The sequence below is a fragment of the Mariniradius sediminis genome, from assembly GCF_021491425.1.
Lineage (GTDB): Bacteria > Bacteroidota > Bacteroidia > Cytophagales > Cyclobacteriaceae > Mariniradius > Mariniradius saccharolyticus.
In genome coordinates this window covers 14372-38143 of record NZ_JAKEVZ010000005.1, presented here as the reverse complement: position 1 = coordinate 38143, position 23772 = coordinate 14372, and the positions used below count along the sequence as shown (strand labels likewise).

Here is a 23772-nt window from a genome sequence, read left to right as displayed (position 1 = left end):
CATCGGGACAATAACAAAACGATACAGGTATGACACCAATGGGTTTTAAATCGATCATCAATACGGTTTGCCTCGGAATAGCTTTCATGACGGGAGTTTCCTGCAGCCAAAGACAAGTGGACAACCAATCAGAAAACCTACAAAAACCAAAAGAAGTGACAGCAAAAGATATTTTAGGCAATCCGAACTACCAAGCAATATGCTACGAAGGGTACAGGGAGAAATCCAGGGAAATCCAGCCGACCATTGATCAACTCAAGGAAGACTTGAAGATATTGGAGGCCATGGACATCAAGATCGTCAGGACCTACAATGTACAGTTTCCCCATGCTTCCAACCTGCTCAAGGCGATCCATGAGCTAAAAACGGCCGACCCCAGTTTTGAAATGTACGTCATGCTGGGTGCGTGGATTGATTGCAAAAATGCCTGGACGGATCAAGAACCTGACCATGAGGTAGAAAGCGAACAAAACGCCGGAGAAATAGATCGAGCGGTGGCGCTCGCCAACCAATATCCCGACATCGTCAAGGTTTTGGCAGTAGGCAACGAGGCGATGGTACGCTGGGCGACGAGCTATTTTGTACAGCCTTCGGTCATCTTGAAATGGGTCAACCACCTACAATCGCTCAAGGCCAAGGGGAAGCTCCCGAAAGACCTTTGGATTACGAGCTCGGACGATTTTTCGTCTTGGGGCGGCGGCGATTCAAGTTACCATACAGCCGACTTGGCGAAGCTGGTAAAGGCTGTAGATTACATTTCTTTCCACACCTATCCGTTCCACAATTCCCATTACAACCCCAATTTCTGGAAAGTGCCTGTAGAGGAATCGAAGCTATCTGAGATCGAAAAAGTCGACAAGGCGATGCTCCGTGCCAGGGATTTTGCGAAGGCACAATATGACTCCGTCGCTAGCTATGTCAAAAGCCTCGGGCTGGAAAAACCGATCCATATTGGCGAAACAGGCTGGGCAAGCGTGTCAGATGGACTCTATGGAGCTGACGGTTCGCGAGCGGCAGACGAATACAAGCAGGGCCTCTATTACAAGCACATGCGCGAATGGACAAACGCCGCCGGCATTTCCTGCTTTTTCTTCGAGGCATTCAATGAGCAATGGAAAGATGCCGCTAATCCAATCGGTTCTGAAAACCACTTTGGACTCTTCGGTCTCAAGGGCGAGGCAAAGTTTGCGCTTTGGGATTTGGTGGACAAGGGTGCCTTTGAAGGATTTACCAGAGGTGGCAACTCAATAGCCAAGACCCACAACGGCGATAAGGAAGGCCTTTTGAAAACTGTCAGCGCACCGCCATCCAAGTAGGCAACTCTATAAAGACATTAATAAAAATCCAAACAGTATCCCCACAATAAACTCATCTACCATGTCAGCAACCCATAGTAAAGTCCCGATGGGCCAGAAAATCGCTTTCGGAGTCGGAATGTTAGCCAACCAAATGTTTCCAGCATCACTTGGAATATTCATGGTGGTGTTGGTGCAGAATTTGGGATTCCCGGGATGGATGTGGGGAACCGTGTATTTTCTCCCCCGTATCCTCGACGCAGTGACAGACCCTATCATGGGTTTCATCTCCGACAATACCAAGTCCATTTGGGGAAGACGGAGGCAATACGTCTTTATAGGCGCTATTCTTATGGGAATTACCTTCTCTGTAATGTGGCAGCTTTATGGTGACAACAGCGTGAATTACAATTTCTTCTACTTTCTCATGGGCTCTTTTGCCTTTTACATCGGACTTACCATTTTCAGTGTACCCTATGTAGCCATCGGCTATGAGATGAGTGAGGATTTCCACGAGCGCACACAGATCATGGCCATTGCCCAGTGGATCGGGCAGTGGGCATGGGTGATCGCGCCTTGGTTTTGGGTCATCATGTACGAACCGAGTTGGTTCCCAAGTCCGGAAGCCGCCACGCGTCAACTCGCGATTTGGGTTGGAGTGATTTTCGCCATTTGCGCCATGATTCCTGCGATTTTCATTCCCAGTAAATCGACCAAAAACGAAAATTTTTCTCCCTTGACATTCAACGCCATCGGCGATAGCATTTCCCAAATTGTCCGAGGCTTCAAGGAAGCGTTTTCCTCCCGCCCTTTTAGAAAGCTCTGTCTATCCACATTTTTCATCTTCAATGCCTTCAATACCGTTGCAGGCTTTGTCTTTTTCATCGTAGTCTGGCATCTTTTCAATGGTGATGCTGGCGCAGCCGGCTATTGGACGCCTATTTTCGGCAGTGTGGGTGCCTTGGTTACAACCTTTATAGTCATTCCCATTGTCGCCCGGATGTCCAAGAAGATTGGCAAGAAAAACGCTTTCATGGTATCCCAAGGAATCGCCTTGATTGGCTATGCCTCATTGTGGTTTCTGTTTGTTCCAGGGAAACCTTGGATGTTCATTTTCTCCCTCCCATTCCATTCGTTTGGTATCGGAAGTTTGTTTGTGTTGATGATGTCTATGACTGCCGATGTCATTGATCTCGACGAGTTGAATTACGGTATCAGAAGAGAGGGTGTCTTTGGTGCCATTTATTGGTACATGGTGAAGTTCGGATTTGCCATTGCAGGGGGCTTGAGTGGACTGATATTGACGGTGGTAGGTTTTGATGGAAATGCAGCCGTGCAACCTGAAGGCGCGGTGGATGGGCTGCGGTTGTTTTTCTCCGGTTTTCCAATGCTGGGAACCCTCGCCGCTATGTACCTCATGCACGACTACGATGTGGATGAAGCTAGGGCCAATCAAATCAGAGCGGAGTTGAACGCACGAAAAACCGGGAAAACCGAAAAAACCGCTTCCGTGTACCAAAATCCTTTTCCTTTGGAAAACAAAATGGTGGCTGCGCTCAAAACCGATATCGACCTTAGCAAGGCTTCTTTGGCACAAATCAAAAAACAATTTGCAGAGACCCTGCAAAAAGGGCTTCACGGAGTCTGCTTCAGCCCCTATATGGAGGGTCAAAATATTGGGGATATTTTGTCAAAAGCACAAATCAACAGGCGTATGGCAATCGTAGCACCCTACACTAAATGGGTTCGTTCGTTCTCTTGTACCGAGGGAAATGAGCACATCCCGGTTGCAGCCAAGGCTTATGGCCTAAAAACCATGGTCGGGGCATGGATAGACAGCGACAAAGCAAGTAATGAAAAAGAAATTGAAGCTTTGATCCAATTGGCAAAAGCAGGTCATGTTGATATCGCTGTGGTCGGGAATGAGGTATTGCTACGCAAAGAACTGACGGAACAAGAACTGCTCGACTACATCGCCAAGGTGAAAAAGGAACTGCCACAAATCCCTGTCGGCTATGTGGACGCATACTACCAATTCCGGGAGTATCCCGCATTGGTCGATGCCTGTGATGTGGTGCTGGTCAACTGTTACCCATTCTGGGAAGGTGTAAATATCAATCAAGCATCCGCTCATTTGAGTCAGATGCATGCCTTTGCCAAAAACGTTGCAAAAGGCAAAAAAGTCATTGTAACCGAAACGGGCTGGCCAAACAGCGGAACCAATACACATGAAGCCCAACCTTCGGAGGAAAACGCCATGGGCTTCTTTATCAACACCCAAAAATGGGCCCAAGATGAAAATGTCGATGTCTTCTATTTCTCTTCATTCGACGAATCGTGGAAAGTGCGGCATGAAGGAGACGTAGGGCAAGCTTGGGGAATTTGGGACAAAAACGAAAACTTAAAATACTAATCAATATGTCATTCAATGCAGACAAAGTTTTGGCGCTTGCTGGAAATGATTTCCAGGGAGTTTCAAAAGATGAACTAGCGGAAGTGTTCAATGAAGTCCTCAAAGGCGGGATGCATGGACTCTGCTTTAGTCCCTATGTCGAGGGCCAACAACCCGGAGACCAACTCACCGAAGAACAGGTTCGCAGAAGGCTCGAAATCATTCGCCCCTACACGAAATGGGTGCGCTCCTTTTCCTGCACCGAAGGCAATGAACTGATACCGATCATCGCCAAGGAATTCGGGATGAAAACGCTCGTAGGTGCTTGGTTGGGAAAGGATGACAAGATCAACCAAGCAGAAGTCGAAGGTTTGATCCAGTTGGCAAAGGAAGGCTACGTCGATATCGCAGCCGTAGGTAACGAAGTGATATACCGAAAAGACCTCACAGAGGATGAATTGTTGGGATTCATCCATCGGGTGAAAGAAGCACTTCCGAAGATTCCGGTCGGCTATGTAGATGCCTATTATGAGTTTGAAAAAAGACCCCGAATCACCGAGATGTGCGATGTCGTGCTCGCCAACTGCTATCCCTATTGGGAAGGATGCTCACGGGAATACTCCCTGCTGTACATCAAGGATATGTATAACCGGGCCATGCGGGCCGCAAAAGGAAAAAAGGTCATCATCTCAGAAACGGGATGGCCTAGCCAAGGTACCAGTCTCTATGGGGCCGTTCCTTCCGATGAAAATTTTATGAAATACTTCATCAACATCCAGACCTGGTCCAAACAGGAATCCATCGACATCCACTACTTTTCGTCCTTCGACGAATCATGGAAAGTGGGCGCCGAAGGTGATGTCGGGGCCTATTGGGGCATTTGGGATAAGGATGAGAAACTGAAATATTGAAGCATAAGGGTCTTTTCTGAACTTAAATGGGGAATAAATTTCCCGCATAGTTCCAAAAAGACCGTTGTCAATACAAAATGAAGTCTTATTTTTGCAACAATATTGCATTAATAGGACTTCATTCTTCATTTCATGCCAACGACCAAAAAACTTCCAGTCACAGTCCTCAGTGGCTTCCTCGGTGCAGGTAAAACCACCCTACTCAACCACGTTCTCCACAACAAAGAAGGTATGAAAGTCGCCGTCATCGTCAATGACATGAGCGAAGTCAACGTGGACGCCCGCCTAGTGGAAAGTGAAAACACGCTTTCTCGCACGGAAGAGCGATTGGTAGAAATGAGCAACGGCTGCATCTGCTGCACGTTGCGGGAAGATTTGATGATTGAGGTCGAGAAACTCGCCAAGGAGGGCCGCTTCGATTACCTGCTGATCGAGAGTACGGGTATCAGTGAACCGGTGCCGGTAGCGCAGACTTTTTCTTTTGTAGACGAGGAAAAGGGCATCGACCTGTCCAAATTCAGCTATATCGACTCCATGGTGACCGTGGTGGATTGTTTCAATTTCTTCAAGGACTTTGGCACGGACGAGACATTGATGGACCGCAGTCTGACTGATATCGAAGGTGACCACCGCACGATTGTCAACCTGCTGACTGACCAGGTGGAATTTGCCAACATAATCATCCTAAACAAGACGGACCTTGTCGATGACAAATCCCTCGGAATGCTGCGGGCCACCATCCAAAGGCTCAATCCTGGAGCAAAGATCATCCAATCGCAGTTTGGCAAAGTCGCCCCCAAAGAAATCCTGAATACCGGCTTGTTTGACTTTGACGAAGCCCAGACCTCCGCTGGATGGCAAAAAGAACTCGAATCCGAAGGCCATACACCCGAGACAGAGGAGTACGGCATCAGTTCATTTGTCTTCCGGGACCAAAGACCGTTCCACCCAAAACGCTTCTGGAAATACCTCAACGAATCCTACCCTGCCGGTGTCATTCGGGCCAAGGGACTGTTTTGGTTGGCCTCACGCCCCAATGAAGCCCTGAACTTTTCACAAGCCGGCGGATCCGTAAGGATGGAATCCACGGGCGTTTGGTGGTGCAGTATGCCTTATTCGGACAGGATTCGCTACGAATCCTACGTCCACAACCAAGCCTATATCGAAAGCAAGTGGAGCAAAAAATGGGGTGATCGATTGAATGAACTGGTATTCATCGGCCAAAACATTGACGAAGAAAGAATGGTCGCTGACCTGAAGAAATGCCTGCTACAGGGCGATGAGCTTCACTTGTACGAAAAAGGAATCCGGTTTTCGGATCCATTTCCCACTGGGATTTGACTTGAAAGTCGCTGTTGCGATATAGATTTTTTGATGAAAAGGGACAAATGTTTGTCCCTTTTTTGCGTTTTCCGATCGGGAGGTGTAGATTCATTTCATCTAAATACCGCATCATGGCCCACTACACACCGCTTTCGGAAAATGAACGCGAGGTACTTTTTCAAGTTCTCAAGACGCGCTTCGCAAAATACCAACACCGCCATGCCGGCATCACCTGGGCGGAGGTCCAGAATAAATTGGAAAGCTCACCCGGTAAACTTTGGTCTTTGCAGCAAATGGAAGCTACGGGTGGCGAACCGGATGTGGTGGGACGGGATGAAGAAAGCGGTGAATTCATCTTTATGGACTGCGCGCCGGAAAGCCCAAAAGGCCGTCGCAGTATATGCTATGACCCTGCGGCCTTGGAATCGAGAAAAGAATACAAACCCGCCCACAGCGCCGTGGGAATGGCAGAAGACATGGGAATCCAAGTGTTGAACGAGAGTCAATACCGGTATTTGCAGCAATTTGGCCCTTTTGATACAAAGACCTCGAGTTGGCTTGCTACGCCGACGGAAATCCGGAAACTCGGCGGGGCGATTTTCGGGGATTGGCGATACGGGCAGGTTTTCATCTACCACAACGGGGCCGAGTCGTATTATGCCGCCAGGGGATTTAGGGGAATGCTAAGGGTATAATAATCCAGTTTTGGGGATTGTTAATTTTTCAGAACGCAGCCAATCAAAAGGGGATAATTTTGTAGTTTTAGGCATCGTCCCATAGCCTATGAAAAATCGATTTCTCCTTTCCGAGTTATCTCTATTGCTTTTGATACTGATACTATCGTCATGCAAAGGAGACAAAAAGGCTCAGATTGCCAACGATAACTTGACCTTCCTCAATGAATTTGTCGAGCAATTCAAGGAAGGATTGTCGGCGGAAGAGGACAGGAAGCTTTTGGGTATGCTCAAGTTGGAACGCTCGCAGGAAGCCCTGACCGAATTGGTGAAGGTGCTCAAAAACACCCACCATTCCATCAAATGCGAGTTTGACTTCGGCAGGACAACCTTCCAGAAAATCGGCGAAAACCAACTCCAAGTATGGTTTCCGGTCAGTTTGGTAAATACGAATTATCCCAACCAGGAACCGGAAATCTTTATCGTTTCGGCAAAAGTCGAGAAACTGGACAATTCTTTCGTGATCAGGGAAATGGATGCGGATTTGCTCTACCATAAGTTTACCGCATTTGAAAACCGTGATTTTTGGAAACTCGAACTCGAAGCCGAATACGAAAAGCGCAAGCTGGTTTACGAACTTGTGGAACGTCTGCAGGCAGGTGTGGATTCCGTGATTTGGTTCACGCGCTACCAGGATCAACTGTATTTCTATATTGTCGAGGGAGAATGGGACAACCCAAAGTCATTTGACAACTATCATGTTGATGCTGAGAAAACGGTACCCAAATTCGGTTCCTATAAAATGGGCCTGCTCGACGCCGAGGGCATGGTCGTCATTCCGGCGGATTACGATTTGATCGGTACCCTGGGATTTGATATGGAAAACCTCGTGGAGGTGAAGCGCAACGGCAAGTACGGCATGTATCATCTCCAATCGCGGCTTCCTGTGATTCCGGCGGTTTATGACGTATTGATACCCTTCACAACGTCTGACGACAAGAAATTGATCCTCACCCAGGAAGGTAAACAAACCGGTTATTTCAACAGCGATTTCCTGCGTTTTGAAGGCCTTCCGCCCGTCCCGCAGATTGACGAATACCTTGCAGGCTACAAGTATTTGGACAAGGGACTCCTCATCAAAAACGGCCAACAGGCGATGATGGAGGTTCCCAAAAGGGAATACCTGGGCAACGGTTATGTGGTCCCTCCCTCCTATCTGACGAATCTACAGGTAATGGACAGCATCGAGTTTGGCTACACGACCACAGACCTCGGATTCAATGCCGGCAATGAAAGTCGGGAATTCCTCGGTCTCAGTTGGCAAAAGATCAGCGATACCTTCAATGGGCTCATTGTCCTTATCAAGGATCGCTATATGGATGGCAGGGAGGAGTTTTATTACCGTTCGAGAGTCGCAATCTTGGACAAAGAGAATTCAGTAAAGGCAAATGCCGACTTCAATGGCTCGGATTTGGTTTCCATCAGATTTCTAAAGGATTTCGGCTATTATGAGGCAAAAACAAACCACTATTCTGATTTATTCGACATCGATACTGACCAAATGAACCTTAACCACTATTCCTACTTCAGCTTGGGTCAAAACGGTGAAATCCAATATTTGGAAACACCAAGGATGTTTCCCGAAACCAAGTTCTCCAGAATGGACAGCAGCTATGTGCGTGGAGATTTCTCACTTTTCCTCGGTGATGGAAAATACGTGAACACAGATTTCCTATCTGAAAGAACCATCCGATTCATGTTGGACGGCATTTTGGCTGATAACGGGTACGTTTTCCCTGATGAAGACCGGGAAATGTTTTTTTCCTATTACCGAAAGGAAGGCGATAAAACCACTGACAAAATTGAAGAAGCCATGGCAAACTTTTCCGAAATCGACCGCCATAATTATGATTTCTTGTCAAGCTTATTGCCCAAGAAAGCCATCGCAAGCAGGTAAAAGGCCAAATGAAAAAGTGGTTAGCGCGGTTTTTGGTCTTTTTGGGTTTGTTGTTGATCCTTCCGTTGACATGGACCACGTTCACCTATTTCAATTTTGATCCAAATTTCGGTTTCCTAAGGATCAAACAGGAAGCCGTGGCATCCGGATGGTACTTGCCATTCTATTACTTGCACGTATTGCCGGCTGGGCTGATTTTGTTGGCAGGATTGTTCCAAATCATCTCCGGGTCAAAGCCGAAATACCGCAATGCACACCGTTGGCTGGGAAAGTTCTATATGATGGCTGTTTTGTTGTTGGTGGCACCTGGGGCATTGGGCATGAGTTTTTTTATCGATCGTGGGGTGATGGTTTTCTTGAGTTTTTTGCTGCAAAACATCCTTTGGTTTGGATTTACCTGGCTTGCACTCAGGGCGATCAAAGCGGGGAATTTGGATTCCCACCGCAGATGGGCGATCAGGAGTTATGCATTGGCTTTTGCGGCAGTGACGTTGCGTCTGTACGTTTTTATCTTCAATTGGGACTTTGACCTATCGACCGTCAATGCCTATGCGACCATCGCTTGGGCAAGCTGGCTGGGAAACCTGGTCGTGGCCGAGCTGTACCTCAGACTTTCCCGCCACTAACGAAGTCGCAGTTTTGGCGAATCAACCCACCTCTGGGCTTTCTACTAACGTCATTTCGAATTCTGGTTTTCTCCATGCATCTTATCCCCCACATTTTCAGTCTCTTCCAAAAAAATCCGTAAATTCAGCTCAAAGCAATCGGATGAAACATGGATTCTGCACAGTACAGTTTGGTCGTTGATATCATGATCGGTCTTGCCATTGCGTATTTCGTGCTCGAAGTCCTACTCAACCTCAATGACATCGACAACGACACCTCGAATCTGCTCCTGTACGAATGGTCCAAAGGAAAATTTTTCTTCATCCCCTTTGCACTTGGAGCCATTGCAGGGCATTTGTTTATGGGCACGACGGACAGCTCGTTCAAAATGACCAATGGAATGTACCCCGTTTTGATCTTGTTTGGCGCTGTCATTGCCATGGTCGTCATTGGGTACAAGGTCAAGTTTGAGAAATCGAAACTGTTGCTCACCATCCTGTTGGCAGTGGGCCTTGTGTATGGTCACCTTTTTTGGTCTATGAACTATCAACTTTGACATGATAAGCACCAAACGATACCTGAAAAGACACCTATCCGACATCCGTACGGTCAGGATTATCGTGGCCTCCCTGTTGGGATTGATGGTGGTAGCCGATATTGTGTTGGTCGCTTTGGCCGATAAGGATTTTCCCACCTTCAGTTATGTGGTGCGGGATTACCGGCACAAAATGATCTGGTTCACATTCCTGTTTGGTGGATTGGTATCGAAGATTTTCTACAATCGAATTGCAACCGAAAAAGAATCAGAAGTCACGGGTTTGATTGCATTTTTTTCAATGGTGCTGCTGCTTTTTGTAATCGGAAGGCAACTGGAATCTCCGCCAACATTGTTGCTGCAGGTATTGCTTTTGGTCTGTGGGGGAATTTTGGCCTACAGGGCTTGGCCTCAGTATCAAATACGGCCGAGGAAGATACGCGATGGGAAGTAAGCGGTGAGGGATGAATGGTACCCAGTACAAAGTACCAAGCACGAAGTACAATGTAGGGGCAAGGCATATCAGGAATGTTGGATTGGTTTTCGAAGTTATTCTATGGACTATGGACTTTCGACTATTAACTCCCAATAACCACTAACTCAATAACCAATATCTATTGAAGCTCCCAACTATCCCACCAACTTCATACCAACCGGATCCCAATGGATGGGTTTTCCCTGCTCGACACTCAGGTTGCAGGCCAAAGACGGCGCAGCAGCCCTCAAGCCAAATGACGCATCTTCCAATACTTCTGTGTTGTTACGGACTGCGTTGAAAAATACAACCAAATGGTCCAACCTGTCATCATAGCCAATCGGAGCACTGTAAACTTTCTGCCTCCCGATCTGGTAGCCACTTTGCTCAGTTCCATAAGTTTCTTTGTACCATTTCTGAAACTCGATCTTTTGAGGCCTGGAGAAGCTTTCAAAAGCATCATATCCCCCAAATCCAGGAGCTTTTCCACGCTTCACAGTGGACACCTTGAACTCATGCCAACCGATGTCGATCACACCTTCCGTTCCATACATTTTCATTCCAAATCCACCCTTGCCTTCTCCATCCGCCAAATTTGCACGGGTGTATACCTGAAAGGACTTGTGCTTTTCCGAAGCGGGATAGTCCATCAAGGCATTTATTACGTCGTAAGCCTCCCTACCATCCTGCCAGAACTTCAAATCGCCAAGGCTGAAAATCCGTGTCGGACCAAGGGAGTCTGTCATTGTATGAATCCCAGTCAATAGGTGTACGATCAAATCACCCGCGGCCCCGGTACCATAGTCCTTGTAATTTCTCCAACGGAAAAACCGCGTGGCATCGAATGGTACCTTTGGCGCATCTCCCAAAAAAGTGTCAAAATCCACTGTCTCGGGTGAGGCATCGCGTGGGATGGAATACTGCCAGGCACCACGTGCATCAGACCTGTCGCAAAACGCCTGAACGTAGGTCAACTCCCCTATCATTCCACTTTGCAAGACTTTTTTGGCTTCCAAAACGGCCAAGGCACTAGCCCTTTGGCTACCAACCTGAAAGACCTTTTTGGATTCCTTTTGGGCATCAATGATAGCCTGCCCCTCCTCGATCTTTTGCACCATGGGTTTCTCGCAATACACATGCTTTCCAGCTTTCAAGGCATCGATCGCAATCCGCTGATGCCAATGGTCCGGCGTACAGATCAACACCGCGTCCACATCCTCCCGTTCGAGCAGCTCTCGGTAATCCCGCGTGGTAAACATATCCTTTCCCCACTTTTCCTTGGCATATTCGAGACGGCCCGTATAAAGGTCACAAACGGCAACCAATTCCACACCTACCACTTTCAAGGCTGTGTCGGTATCGTAGTGACCGATAATCCCCGCACCGATCAATCCGATCCGGATGCGGTCGTTGGCGCTGGGTTTGATGTTACTGCTTAGTGTAGTCGACTCAGGACGCGCCGCTGCTTCAAACGCGGTACCTAAGCCTGCCAAAGCCAACGAGCCTCCAACTTTCTTCAAAAACTTCCTGCGTTGATTTGTCATGGGTGATAAAGATTTTGGGTGATAGAACCGTGATTTGGGTGGTGAATCCAGGTGCTTTCGGGTAGTGCACAAGATTTCGACAGCTGCAATTTATGCATAAACTGTGTTCGGCCATAGCAATGCCCAAGTCGATATTCTAGGATTGCATGTTCAAGCGATCAAGATTCAGTAATCTTCGGGCAGTCAAGTAATTATTGCAAAAAATAAAATTAACACGAAATATGAAAATAATTTTACGATTAGATTAAATTTATAATAACGTGAATTTAATCCTTTCGATTCTTTCACTTTTATTTCACCTAGTTTTAGTTTTTACTACTAATAGTTGGTCGGATCGGATCAAAGATTTGGTTATTGAAAAGAATGACAAAGTTTCTATCCGGATGATTGATCGCGATTGTGCGCATTTATGATACTTAGGTTGATCGGTTTAGGTAGGCTTTTGACAATTGAAACGGACATCTTGAGTTTTTAACCAAGGTTTGCTTTAAATGAGTTAGGATTGTTTTTCATTCAACTAGTACGAAAAAAAATGTCATGCTATAAGGAAAAATATCGAGACTATCTGGAGCGATATTGTAAATGGAAGCTTCCTCTCACAAGAGTATGGAATGATGAACAGCGTAATATTCTGACCAACCATAGAAGCATTGCTGGGATTTCATCCGACCAGAAACACTTTAGCTATACTCCAGTAGCTGAATCGTTTGATGGTGCCAAATTTATGGACATCGATGGCAATGAATATATAGATATCACGATGGGATTCGGGGTACATATGTTTGGCCACAACCCCAAGTTTATCTCAGAAGCAATTGCCAGTGTCAATCAGGGATCGTGGGGTCTTGGTCCCTATTATGATGAAATGAGGAAACTAGCCCTGAGTATCCGAAGTCTTACTGGCGTGGAACGCCTTTCATTTTTCAATACAGGAACAGAGGCGATAATGGTGGCGATTAGGACTGCCCGTGCGTTTACGCAAAAGAACAAAATCGTGGTTTTCAAAGGTGCATATAATGGGCACAACGATTCAACTCTAGTATTCAAAACCGACCCAATGTCAGGATTACCCCTTGCACTCATCCCAGGCGTGCCAATGTCCTCCCAGGCAGACTCAATTTTGTTGGATTTTAATTCACCTGCATCAATCGAATTCATAAGGTTACATCAAAATGAAATAGCGGCAGTACTTACAGAGCCCGTTCAAAGCAGGAACCCTGGATGCCACCCTGCTCAATTTCTTCATGATTTGAGAGATGTCACAAACGAAGGAAACATCGTCCTTATCATAGATGAAATAATAACGGGGTTCAGAATAGCGCCTGGAGGTGCACAAAAGTATTTCGGAGTCACGGGTGACCTTGTCACATACGGAAAAGTAATCGGTGGCGGAATGCCTATTGGAATTCTGGGCGGTAAGTCTTCGATTATGGATCTAATCGATGGTGGTGAATGGAAATTTGAAGACGAGTCGCTACCGAAATCACGGAAGACTTTTATTGCAGGAACATTCTGCAACCATCCATTGAGTGTAGCTGCTGCAAATGCAGTGGCGAGCAAATTGTTGGAAGAAGGTGAAAATATCTGTCATGGGCTAAATCAGCTCACCGCTAATTTTGTGTACGACCTAAATACCTGGATGAGCCATCATAAGATTGGGATATCCTGTGCCCATTTTGGATCTCTGTTTCGCCTAGAAGTCCCTAGTACAGCCAAGCTATTTTTTCATCATCTTCTACTGGAAGGCCTTTATGTATGGGAAGGGAAAACAAGCTTTTTTTCTACAGCGCATAAGGCTGTAGAAATCACAGAAGTCACTAAAATCATTAAGAAGTGCGCTTTGCTAATGAAGGCCTCTGGTTATTTTCAAACGGCCCTGACCCAGACCGAGGAAGGAACTGTACAGTGTGCTGAAAAACATGAAATCAATGTTTCCATGAATATTGGAGTTGCCATCAAAATAGATGGATTCATTGATCCAGATATGTTGGAAATGGCTTTTAAGTACACAGTTCTCAGCGAAGAATCCTTGTATCATCGTATAACGCCCGATATCGTTGTCAGGAAGGAAGTCACACACCTTTCACAATTGGATCCATTGCTTCAAAAGTTCATAGATGAAGAGAAGGGATGTTGTGGTTTTGGCCTTTTGATGGTTTTTTCCAATGGTAATCTTTTATGTTATGCCATGGTATCAGATAGGCGCGTTGTCGATGGTTGGTCAATGAAGATTCTTTTGATGAGAAGTTTGAATGTTTACCATTGTTTGAGGAAAGGTATCAAGTTACCCGATTTTCCAGTCTCAAATCTGTTAGGGGTACAGCCAAACAAAAATGAATTGGCTGAGATTAGGGTATCACCTATGAGTAAAGTCTCCTATTCGGAAAACATTGATTATGAGTCCTTGCGTAAGGCTGCACGAAATCTCGGGGTTTCAACATTGGAATACCTCTCAGAGCTATTCGCAATTTCATTTAGGGAAATATTTGAACCGAATGCGGACGAAGTAATCATAGGATCCCCTTTTGCAACTACCGAAAGACGCGGACACAAGGAACAAATCGGTTCATTTACGGTCATTGACTCTCACAGATATCATTTTGATAAAAACTACCCCTCACAAAGACCAAGAAGGTCGCAAAGGGTTTCAGATGGCGCACGCCCAAATTTGATATTGAACTTGGACAAGATCGAATCGCCAATCAGTGGTGAAGGCTTCTTGTTAAGGCCAGTGGCGATCGATCCTTCCTACATCAGGTATGATATAGTTATCAATCTAATGATAGGCGGTCCAGACGGCCTATTAATCGACATCAAATGGAGGTCTGATTTCTACCAAGAATCTTTGATGCATTCATTTGCAAGATACCTACTCCAAGTTTTAACAAATAACAATGTATTTGTACAAACTCACCGACAGTAAGTTGATAGAGATGTTTCACCAGGTTCCGACGTTCTTGTACAGAAGTGATCCGAACTGGATGCCACACTTGATTTCAGAAATTGAACAGATTTTTGATCGAAATCAAAATTCTGGATTCCAAAACGGGGACGCGGAACGATGGGTACTGTTGGATCGCGACTATACCCCTGTAGGACGAATTGCCGCATTTTACAGTTTTTCAAAAAAAGAGATTGGAGTCGGAGGCATTGGGTTCTATGAATGTGTCGATGATGCGCCATATGCGCGGAAATTGTTTGAAGCTGCAGAAACTTGGTTGCTCGATCATGGACTTATCGGAGCGGATGGCCCTGTTAATTTTGGCGAACGCCATCAGTTTTGGGGATGCCAATCTTTTCCTTCTACGACCCAGGTGTATCAGGAAAACTATAATCCTGCTTACTATAACCAGCATTTCGCCGACAATGGTTATTCAGCATACTTCGATTCCCTATCCTACGTATTGAATCTCGTAGATTACCCTTTCCAAAGAATGGAGAAGGTATTCGAGCGACAATTCAAAGAGCATTACAGATTTGAGCATTTTTCACTTCGCGATCCTGAGAGATACATTACGGATTATCTGGAAATTTCCAAGGAAGCGTTTGGTCTCGAAAACCGAATCATTCAAATTGATAAAGAGACGATTATAAAGCAATTGAATATGCAGAGGGGAGTGATGCGGGGCGAGCTTATTTCCTTTGTCTATAAAGCGGACGAACCTATTGGTGTCATTGGGGCGATCCTCAACTTGTCGGGGATTTTAAACGAGTCACTGTTCCCAAACCCAAGCGGTAAAAAGACGATCAAGGCGTTCCTGGCCGCAATCAAAAAGGACTATCAGGGCAAAGGCTTGATTGCGGGACTTATCCACCATGCTACAAAAGAGATTTTGAAAGATTCCCACATCGAACGTGCCTACCTGTGTGGAATAGCAGAACATAGTGCTGGGATGCATTCGCTTGCACAAAAATTAAAAGCAAAGAAATATACCGTACATACAACCTATCGGAAATACTTTGATGGACGGCGTTTCAGTCGTTTTGAAAAAAAAATAAACTAAACATCATAAAAATGAACTTAATCAATGAATTGGAATCACTCGTAGCTGCCGAATGGAAATCAGCACTCGCACATCCCAGATTGGCTGGGTTCTTTGACACGTCGGCGGGAAAAGACAGGACTATTGTTGCCATTTACCTCATTCAGGTCTACCACTATGCTTTTCATACGGCAAGAAATCAAGCTTTGGTTGGTGCCAATTTGGCCAACATGGATACGCATTACATGCAGTTCTGCTTTGAGCATGCACTGGAGGAAACCGGCCATGAATTGATGGCGTTGCATGATTTGAAATCCATGGGTATCGTATTCCAAAGCAGAGCAGAAATTCCGCCCCCACTCCCATTCACTGAACTGCTGATAGCCTATTTGTACTTTATATCTACTCAGGGAAACCCAGTACAGCGACTGGGCTATAGCTATTGGTCAGAATCTTCCTATTCATTCATAAGGGCATTCATGGATATGCTGATCTATACCATGAATCTCGACAAAAGCCAAATGACCTTCTTTTACAGTCATTCTCATATCGATGACAAACATGCGAAAGATGTAGTGGAAATCTTGCAGAAAGTGTGTAAGACAGAACAAGACTGGAATCAAGTCAAGAAAGTTGCGAAAACAACTTTGTCCCTAACCAACACCATGTTTCATGAGACGTTTGAAGAATTCCTGAAGATACAAAGAGGTGAAGCCTCTGATTATGCCTTCATCAAGGATCTAATTATCCAAAGTAAACCAAATCAAACCGCATAATTAAGTGTGAATCATTCGAGGACAAACAACGCGTTTTCTTCCGCCTTAACGGTTCCGGTAAACAATTACTTGCACAAACAGAAAAATGGGAGATTTGCAACGCCTAGTATGTGGGCTAAAGCTGTTTCCCTATTGATATTATTCTTTTAATTGTATGCTATCATTGTCTTAAGCAGTTTTTCGATTCAGATCAAATGCCTTCTTGCGATCATTTGGGGCTTAGTTTCGCTTCTCATTGTCTTCAATATTGGTCACGATGCTGTTCACGGAACATTTTCAAGAAACGAGGCGATCAACAGACTTCTTGGCTATAGCTTTAATCTTGTTGGGGCAAATGCTTACTCTTGGTACCTGAAGCACAATTTGGCACATCACCAGTACACAAACATTGCAGGGAAGGACCATGATCCGGACATGGATCCATTTCTTCGTATTTCTCCGGATACCAAGTACCGATGGTATTTCAAATGGCATTAATATTAATGGCCAGTGGTTTACATGAGTTTATCCCTCTTAATAGTTTTTGTCGTTGACTTTCTGATTTTTTTTCAGGAACCAAAAAAGGGATCAAAATTCTTTCAACCAATCAGTGAATGGCTGATTCTATTGCTTAGCGAGTCATTTTATGGGTTTTATTTCTTTTTCATACCAATGTTTTTTGCCGGTTTTTCTCTCAATGAAGTATTGATAGCGTTTTTCACAATTCATGCCATTAATGGGCTAATGATAGGTATCGTCTTTCAACCATCCCATTATTTCCAAGAAACCTCTTTTTTTCCCGATGACCGTGGCTACAAAGACAACTGGTACCTGAATCAATTGATGTCTACCCTTGATATTTCTCCATGCAGCAATTTGCTTAATTTCTTTCTTGGAGGACTCAACGCAAACGCCTCACACCATCTGTTTCCGAAAATTTCCCATGTCCACTACCCAGTGCTATCAGAGGTGATAAGGCAAGTATGTGAAAAATATGAAATGCCGTATTTCCGAAAAAACTACAGTGAAGCGCTCAAAAGTCATATTTCACTCCTGCAAAAGATGTCAAAATGAACAAATACCGCCTAATTCCATTTCAACCATTGTTCCAGTTTTGGCAATAATCATTAAGAATGGTGGTGTTAACCCAAGACAAATTCCTGCTCTTTTGCCGTGGATTCTCAAGACCATATTTTTTAGCCCCTGCGAATGATAGATGAATATTACTTTTTATCGGTTAGGCACAAAGTTAGAAAGACCCAAACCATATTCATTTTGGGATTTTATCGAAGTGCGACTACTTATTTGCAGCAAATGGTGAGTAGCGCCCCACAAATGCACACGCCAAACGTCTTTGAATCCGTCGCCCCCGAACTTTTGCTGGTAGTCCAAACACCGCTTAAAAAGGTATTGACAATTATAACAAACACCTTAAATATTCAGAACCGTTTCCACAGAATCAAGTTCACTTGGGATTTTCCCGGTGAAGACGATGTGGCACTGAATGCACTTTTGCTTTACAATGATGATTTTAATAGATTATTTCAATACCCATCAAAGGGTATTGAAATACTTCATAGATATTATTCCAATCAAGAAACAATAAGCCAAAAAAACTGGAAAGCTGCACATCTATACTTCACTGACAAAATACGTTTGAGATATCCTGGAAAAACACTAGTATTAAAGTCACCGCCAAATACTGGTCGTATCAGCCATTTAAAAATGTTATATCCTGATGCTAAATTTATTTTCATAAAACGGGAAGAAAAAGAATGTCTCAACTCAAACAAACGGCTTTGGGATATCAACAGGTCATATAGCTTTGAGAATTACTCAGAAAGTACCTCGCTCTTTATGATCCAGCAAATGTATAAAGTCTTTCATGCCCGTTACGAGCAGGACAAGAAACACTTGTATGAGACCGATTTGGTAGAACTGACATTTGAAGAATTAACTACCAATACCAAAGAGACCTTGGGTCGAATTTTCCAGAAATTGGCGATTAACTAAAGGTATTTTCTCGGTCTTTTTTAATAATCCTCCAGTTTTCAAGTTACCAGTCTTGCACAAAAAATTTAAGCTAAATAATCCATTTTTTTGGCGTACTATTTAGATAACACCTTGACAGCGACGCACGACGATGGTTCAAAAATCACATCAATTCAGGTCCATATCACCTTGCTAATAACTACCTGAGTTTGAAACACCCCACATAATAATCCGGGTCTAGCGTCACTTCACCTCCTTCCGTCACTGTGATTTTGCCCCACTGCGTATGTGCTTGAATCCTCATTTGTTTTCCTCCAATTTCTATATCAACAGGCATGTCAAAGCCAGCGACACAATTGCTCCAGCGGAAATTTAGTGTCTGACTGTCAGAGAAATAGTATTCCAGGACCGGTATAGTTGTGTTTCTCAAATATTGATCAAAGAGATTCTTCAAATTCAAGCCGCTTTGCTCTTGGATGTAGGCTTCCACTTGTTCGGTCGTAACTGTCTGATGGTAAAATACTTCGTTCAAGCCCCGCAGGATCGACCTCCATTTTTCATCGTCAGCGATCACTTCCCGGAGCGTATTCAGGAGGTTACCGCCTTTGTAGTACATGTCCCCGGAACCCCGCCGATTGAGGCCATAAATCCCGATAATGGGAATCTTGTTTTCGATCCTCGACCGCGTACCGCGCACATATTCCTGCCCCGCTTCCTTGCCATAATGGTATTCCAAAAAGAGGCTTTCTGAGTAATTGGTGAAGCTTTCGTGGATCCACATATCCGCCACGTCTTTGTAGGTGATGTTGTTGGCAAACCACTCGTGTCCAGCCTCGTGGATGATGATGAAGTCAAACTTCAGCCCCCAGTCCGTACCGCTAAGGTCGGTTCCTTTGTAGCCTTTTTGATAGTCATTGCCATAGGTCACCGAGCTCTGATGCTCCATGCCGAGGTAGGGAACTTCCACCAGTTTGAACCCGTCCTCATAAAATGGATACGGGCCAAACCAATGCTCAAATGCCTCCATCATCCGTCGGGCATCCTGGAAATGGACCTTGGCTTTCTCTAGGTTGTCCCGCAGCACATAGTAGTCCATATCCAGCGTGCCTTTTTCGCCTTCGAATTTCTCGCCGAAGTGCACATAATCCCCGATGTTGATATTGACCCCGTAGTCGTTGATGGGATTGGAGACAAACCAATCCATCGTTACGGTGTTCTCCCTCATTTCCACGCGTCGCGCACGGCCGTTGGAGACATTTTGCAATCCTTTGGGGACGGTCACAGTGATCAAGATGCTGTCCACCTCATCCGCAGGATGGTCTTTGGATGGCCACCAAATACTCGAACCGATGCCTTGGTTGGAAGAAGCGATGAAATGTTTGCCATTGGTGTCTCTGGTCCAAGTAATCCCACCGTCCCAAGGTGGGCGTACGGCTTCCTTGGGTTGGCCTTCGTAGTTGATCAGGATTTTCTCATAAGTACCTGGCACCTGCTTTTTCTTCAGTGTGATAAAATGTGCAGCGCCATCCCGCTTGAATTCCAATGTCTCTCCTTCTTGGGTTACCGAAGTGATTTTCAAAGGTTCCTGCAGGTCGATTTGCATCACTTGATGGGTTGAAGTCACTTTGTATCTGACGAGGTTTGTGCCTTTGAGGGATTTGGTTTCAGGAAAAACTTCCACCGACAAGTGGTAGTAATTCAAATCCCACCATCCCCTTTCAGGCGTGATGCTTCCACGCAAAGTATCCGCACGGGTGAATGGGGTTTGGGCACTTACTTCATTTTCGAAACAAAAAGCGAAGGCCAGTATAAATAAACCAAATACAATCCTCTTTTGAAAAGACATTTCCAACATCAGTTTTTACATTAAGTAAATTATCTATAATTTAATCTATATATCTGTAAATCAGTGGTATTTGAATATTTTGATTAAGAATGTAAGTCGCTGTTGTTTTCACTTGGCAGCTAATTAAGTGCGGCAAATTTTTACGAAGGATTACATTCACTCTAGAGTCCGCGAATCGACAATCTTGGTACATCGTACTTGGTACATCGTACATCTTCTACTTCCCTCCCGGCGGACAATACCTCCTCAAATAGTCCGTAAACAGCTTTCGCAAATGCGCAGTCGTCCCTTCCCCTTCAGAAATCGAATGTGAGCGGTTGGGATACGCCATCAACTGAAACAACTTTCCGTGCTTGACCAATTCATTGACCAACATGTCCGAATTGGCATAGTGGACATTGTCGTCACCCGTGCCGTGGATATACAAGAGGTTTCCCTTTAGGTGTTTGGCATGGTAAATCGGCGAACCCACGACAAAATCCTCCAAATTCTCCTGCGGCAAACCCATATACCGCTCTTGGTAGATGTTGTCGTAAGTCAATTGGTTGGCGACGGCGGCAATGGAAATCCCCGTCTTGTAGATCTCAGGGTATTGGAACATCAGGTTCAGGGTCGCGGTGCCTCCTCCGCTCCAACCCCAAACCGCCACCCGCTCGGAATCGACAAAATCCCATTGGACAATTTGCTTCGCCGCTTCGGCCTGATCGGAAATATTCAGCCGACCGATCTTCCTGTAAATGCTTTTCCGCCAGGCGCGACCCTTTGGCGCGGGTGTGCCGCGGTTGTCGATACTCATGTAGATATATCCGTCCTGGGACATGTCCCCCTCGTACAGGCGGTTCCTGCCGACTCCAAACACATCCTTTACGTTGGCGCCCCATGGTTCGGTGTAGACAAAAAATACAAGCGGATATTTCTTTTTCGGATCAAAACCCTTGGGCTTCAGCATCCATCCGTCCATTTCAGTGCCGTCAGCGGTTTTGATTTTGAAAAATTCCAGGCTGGAATCGTACCTACTGGTCGGAATTTTGGATGCTATGTCCTCGGATTTGTCCAAAGGCTGGTGTTTAGGGAGGCTGAGCCACTCGGAAACAGGTCTCGTGTGATGGTTTTGGAAAATATGAAAGCCATACTTTCCATTGGTTGAAATCGCATATTCATGCGTGCCCTCCAATCCGGCCGGGGTCACTTTTTCCGCTTTTCCCTTTCCGTCCAAACGCGTTTTGTAGAGGTATTTCTGGGTCGCATTGTACGGCGAAGCGTGGAAATACACCAAGTTTTCCTTTTCATTGAAATGGAGAAGATTGATCACGTCAAAGTCGCCCGCAGTGACCAGCGTTTCCTTGCCATCCAAGCCAATCCGGTACAGGTGCCTCCAACCGTCTTTCTCACTCATCCACAGGAACTCCTTGCCGTCATTGATCCATTGGAAAGTATGGCGGTAGGTCAGCGCATACACATCCTCCCAACTCGACAGCACATCGATCCATGCTTCGTCCTGCTCTTCAAACACCAAGCGGGAGGTGTTTTGAACCACATTCAATGCCAGGATTTTGCTGTGGTTTTGCTTGCGATTGAGTTGCTGTACCAGCAATTGCTCGGGCGAATGCCATTCCATCCTCGGCAAATAATGTTGCTGCGGATCTCCGGGGATATTCAGCCAGGTGAGTTTGTTTCCCGCCAACTCGATCACCCCAATGCGTGCGGGAGATGGAGATTCGCCCACTTTTGGATACTCGACAGGCACGATTTGGGAATAGACCGAATCAATATTGTTGATCATGTAAAAGTCTCTGATCTTGCTTGCGTCGATTTGCCAAAAGGAAATCCGCTTGCCGTCGGGGCTCCACTGGAAACCATCCCGGCAGGCAAATTCTTCCTCATAGGCCCAATCAAAAGTGCCATTGATCAGCCTTCGGTTACCATCCCGGGTGAGTTGGGTGATTTGACCGCTGTTTAAATCCTCGACATACAGGTTGAATTCTGAGACATAAGCAGCCTTTCCGCCATCCGGGGACAGCTTCGCAAAGCGCAGGGAAGACTCGGGCAATCCTTTCCCGATTTGTTTCAATTCCTTAGACGCCAAATCCAAGACCCAATAATCTCCCTGCGTATCCAAGCGCCATACCCTTTTGGTGTTGGTGTAGATCAGGATCTTTTTGTTGTCTCGGGAAAATGTAAAATCCCGTACCTGGAGCGCATTTTGTCCCGCAGGAGTCAAATCCTTCTCCCCTAGGATGATTTCCCGCTCTTGGCTTGGCAGCGTATAGCGGACAAGCTGGTTTTCCTCCAATTGGAAATAGGAATTTCCATCAGGACCCCAATGGATATTTTGGGCGATGGCGCGGCTCAGCACGAGCAACAAAACTACTGCAATGAGCAAGCTTCGGGAGAGTATTTGGCGTAACTTCATAGGCTGGAAAATAAGCTAATTTTATGGATTTGGCCAACAAACCACTCAAATTGGCAGATCAGGCAGGGAAAAAATCCCGAAGTAAGACTTTCTCACCGCCTTTTCTTTTACTTTCATCAGCCGCCTCCATAAACGCGTAGATTTCCAAGGTTTCTGCGTCGTCCACGGGTGATTTCCCAGTCTTGAAAAACTCCGCAATCTTGAGGACCAACGGTTCATAACCTTCATAACTCCCCAAAACAAGATTCCCTTCCGACCCAAAAGCAATGCCCCCGTAATCGTGTTTACCGGATCGCATGCCACGAAATGTTCCAATCCTCCCATCTGTCCAAGTCCCTACAACGACTTCTTGGTCAGCGGCACTGAATCTCGTGACGGACTCACAGCCGGGCCCCATCACCGTGAAAAGAATCTCCACGCCATGGATTCCATACCAAAACAGGTCCGTATGCCCAGTCTCCAAGGTGGCTGGACTAAAGGCATCACAGGCCAAAACCTTTCCGACCTTGCCTTCATTCCTGGCCGCCTGCGCATTGCGTAAGTAGCGCAGTGAGGACGCTGAAAAAATCGGCACCCCGGCACTTCTGGCTTCCTGGTAAATCCTCAAAGTATCCGCAAGATTTGCAGCCACAGGCTTGTCAATAAAGAAAGGCTTTTTGGCGCGAATGACCTCTCGGGCTTGTTCCAATCGGGGTTTTCCATCATTGGTCTCCAAGAGGACTACATCCACGGCATCCAACAGCGCTTCGATGGAATCCACAATCCTGACTCCCAATTCCTGGACTTGTTGGGTGTATTCAGGAATACGCTTATAGCTCGACTCGATATCCCTGCTCCCATAAGGATAAGCCGCCACTACCTGAAACCCCGTGAGTTCTGCCTTCGGATTGGGTGCATTGAAAAGCTTGGTGAATGCTGGGGAATGTGAGGTATCCAAGCCGATTATCCCGATTTTGATGGTTGTTTCTTTTGGCTTTGCGGAAAGATTAAACGGCATAGTACCGAGGCCCGTGGCCACTCCCAAAGCCACCGAACTTTGAACAAATTTCCTTCTATTTAATTTCATAAAAC

At 45.7% G+C, this 23772-nt stretch carries 17 protein-coding genes and 1 pseudogene; 14 read left to right on the top strand and 4 right to left on the bottom strand.

The window, feature by feature from the left end:
* Positions 1-29: 29 nt before the first annotated feature.
* The 9 genes from L0U89_RS07590 to L0U89_RS07550 all read left to right on the top strand — a co-directional run bounded on the left by L0U89_RS07590 (position 30) and on the right by L0U89_RS07550 (position 10147).
* Positions 30-1316, top strand: a complete 1287-nt coding sequence (locus L0U89_RS07590; RefSeq protein ID WP_234860987.1) for a glycosyl hydrolase family 17 protein — start codon at positions 30-32, stop codon at positions 1314-1316.
* A gap of 61 nt (positions 1317-1377) precedes the next feature.
* Positions 1378-3708: an MFS transporter gene (locus L0U89_RS07585; RefSeq protein WP_234860986.1), complete on the top strand. Its 2331-nt coding sequence runs from the start codon at positions 1378-1380 to the stop codon at positions 3706-3708.
* A gap of 5 nt (positions 3709-3713) precedes the next feature.
* Positions 3714-4598, top strand: a complete 885-nt coding sequence (locus L0U89_RS07580; protein ID WP_234860985.1) for a glycoside hydrolase family 17 protein — start codon at positions 3714-3716, stop codon at positions 4596-4598.
* 132 nt (positions 4599-4730) lie between these two features.
* A complete protein-coding gene (locus tag L0U89_RS07575) occupies positions 4731-5939 on the top strand; it encodes a GTP-binding protein (protein WP_234860984.1) in 1209 nt (402 codons plus the stop codon).
* 113 nt (positions 5940-6052) lie between these two features.
* Entirely contained in the window at positions 6053-6616 is a 564-nt protein-coding gene (locus tag L0U89_RS07570; RefSeq protein WP_234860983.1) for a DUF4256 domain-containing protein, read from the top strand.
* 88 nt (positions 6617-6704) lie between these two features.
* Entirely contained in the window at positions 6705-8552 is a 1848-nt protein-coding gene (locus tag L0U89_RS07565; protein ID WP_234860982.1) for a WG repeat-containing protein, read from the top strand.
* An 8-nt stretch (positions 8553-8560) separates the two neighbouring features.
* A complete protein-coding gene (locus tag L0U89_RS07560) occupies positions 8561-9178 on the top strand; it encodes a DUF2306 domain-containing protein (RefSeq protein WP_234860981.1) in 618 nt (205 codons plus the stop codon).
* 149 nt (positions 9179-9327) lie between these two features.
* Positions 9328-9714: a hypothetical protein gene (locus tag L0U89_RS07555; protein ID WP_234860980.1), complete on the top strand. Its 387-nt coding sequence runs from the start codon at positions 9328-9330 to the stop codon at positions 9712-9714.
* 1 nt (position 9715) lies between these two features.
* Entirely contained in the window at positions 9716-10147 is a 432-nt protein-coding gene (locus L0U89_RS07550; RefSeq protein ID WP_234860979.1) for a hypothetical protein, read from the top strand.
* Between the two features lie 176 nt (positions 10148-10323).
* Here the strand turns inward: L0U89_RS07550 and L0U89_RS07545 are convergent, their stop codons facing one another.
* On the bottom strand, positions 10324-11712 hold the full coding sequence (locus L0U89_RS07545; RefSeq protein WP_234860978.1) for a Gfo/Idh/MocA family protein: 1389 nt from the start codon (positions 11710-11712) through the stop codon (positions 10324-10326).
* 532 nt (positions 11713-12244) lie between these two features.
* Between L0U89_RS07545 and L0U89_RS07540 the strand changes: the two genes are divergently transcribed.
* The 5 genes and pseudogenes from L0U89_RS07540 (at position 12245) to L0U89_RS07525 (ending at position 18463) form a co-directional block, all read left to right on the top strand.
* Complete coding sequence (locus L0U89_RS07540; RefSeq protein WP_234860977.1) at positions 12245-14635, top strand: aminotransferase class III-fold pyridoxal phosphate-dependent enzyme; 2391 nt, start codon at positions 12245-12247, stop codon at positions 14633-14635.
* The gene (locus tag L0U89_RS07535; protein ID WP_234860976.1) at positions 14613-15716 is read left to right on the top strand and encodes a hypothetical protein; all 1104 of its coding nucleotides are present in this window, start codon (positions 14613-14615) and stop codon (positions 15714-15716) included. The genes L0U89_RS07540 and L0U89_RS07535 overlap by 23 nt, the downstream gene beginning before the upstream one ends.
* An 11-nt stretch (positions 15717-15727) precedes the next feature.
* A complete protein-coding gene (locus L0U89_RS07530) occupies positions 15728-16471 on the top strand; it encodes an iron-containing redox enzyme family protein (RefSeq protein ID WP_234860975.1) in 744 nt (247 codons plus the stop codon).
* A gap of 150 nt (positions 16472-16621) precedes the next feature.
* Positions 16622-17524: pseudogene (locus L0U89_RS20605) on the top strand (fatty acid desaturase family protein).
* 201 nt (positions 17525-17725) lie between these two features.
* A complete protein-coding gene (locus L0U89_RS07525) occupies positions 17726-18463 on the top strand; it encodes a sulfotransferase (RefSeq protein ID WP_234860974.1) in 738 nt (245 codons plus the stop codon).
* 178 nt (positions 18464-18641) lie between these two features.
* On the opposite strand, the gene L0U89_RS07520 is transcribed toward L0U89_RS07525, so the two are convergent.
* The 3 genes from L0U89_RS07520 to L0U89_RS07510 form a co-directional block, all read right to left on the bottom strand.
* Entirely contained in the window at positions 18642-20297 is a 1656-nt protein-coding gene (locus L0U89_RS07520) for a M1 family metallopeptidase (protein WP_234860973.1), read from the bottom strand.
* 208 nt (positions 20298-20505) lie between these two features.
* The gene (locus tag L0U89_RS07515; RefSeq protein WP_234860972.1) at positions 20506-22701 is read right to left on the bottom strand and encodes a S9 family peptidase; all 2196 of its coding nucleotides are present in this window, start codon (positions 22699-22701) and stop codon (positions 20506-20508) included.
* A 58-nt stretch (positions 22702-22759) separates the two neighbouring features.
* A complete protein-coding gene (locus L0U89_RS07510) occupies positions 22760-23767 on the bottom strand; it encodes a Gfo/Idh/MocA family protein (protein WP_234860971.1) in 1008 nt (335 codons plus the stop codon).
* Between the last annotated feature and the right edge of the window lie 5 nt (positions 23768-23772).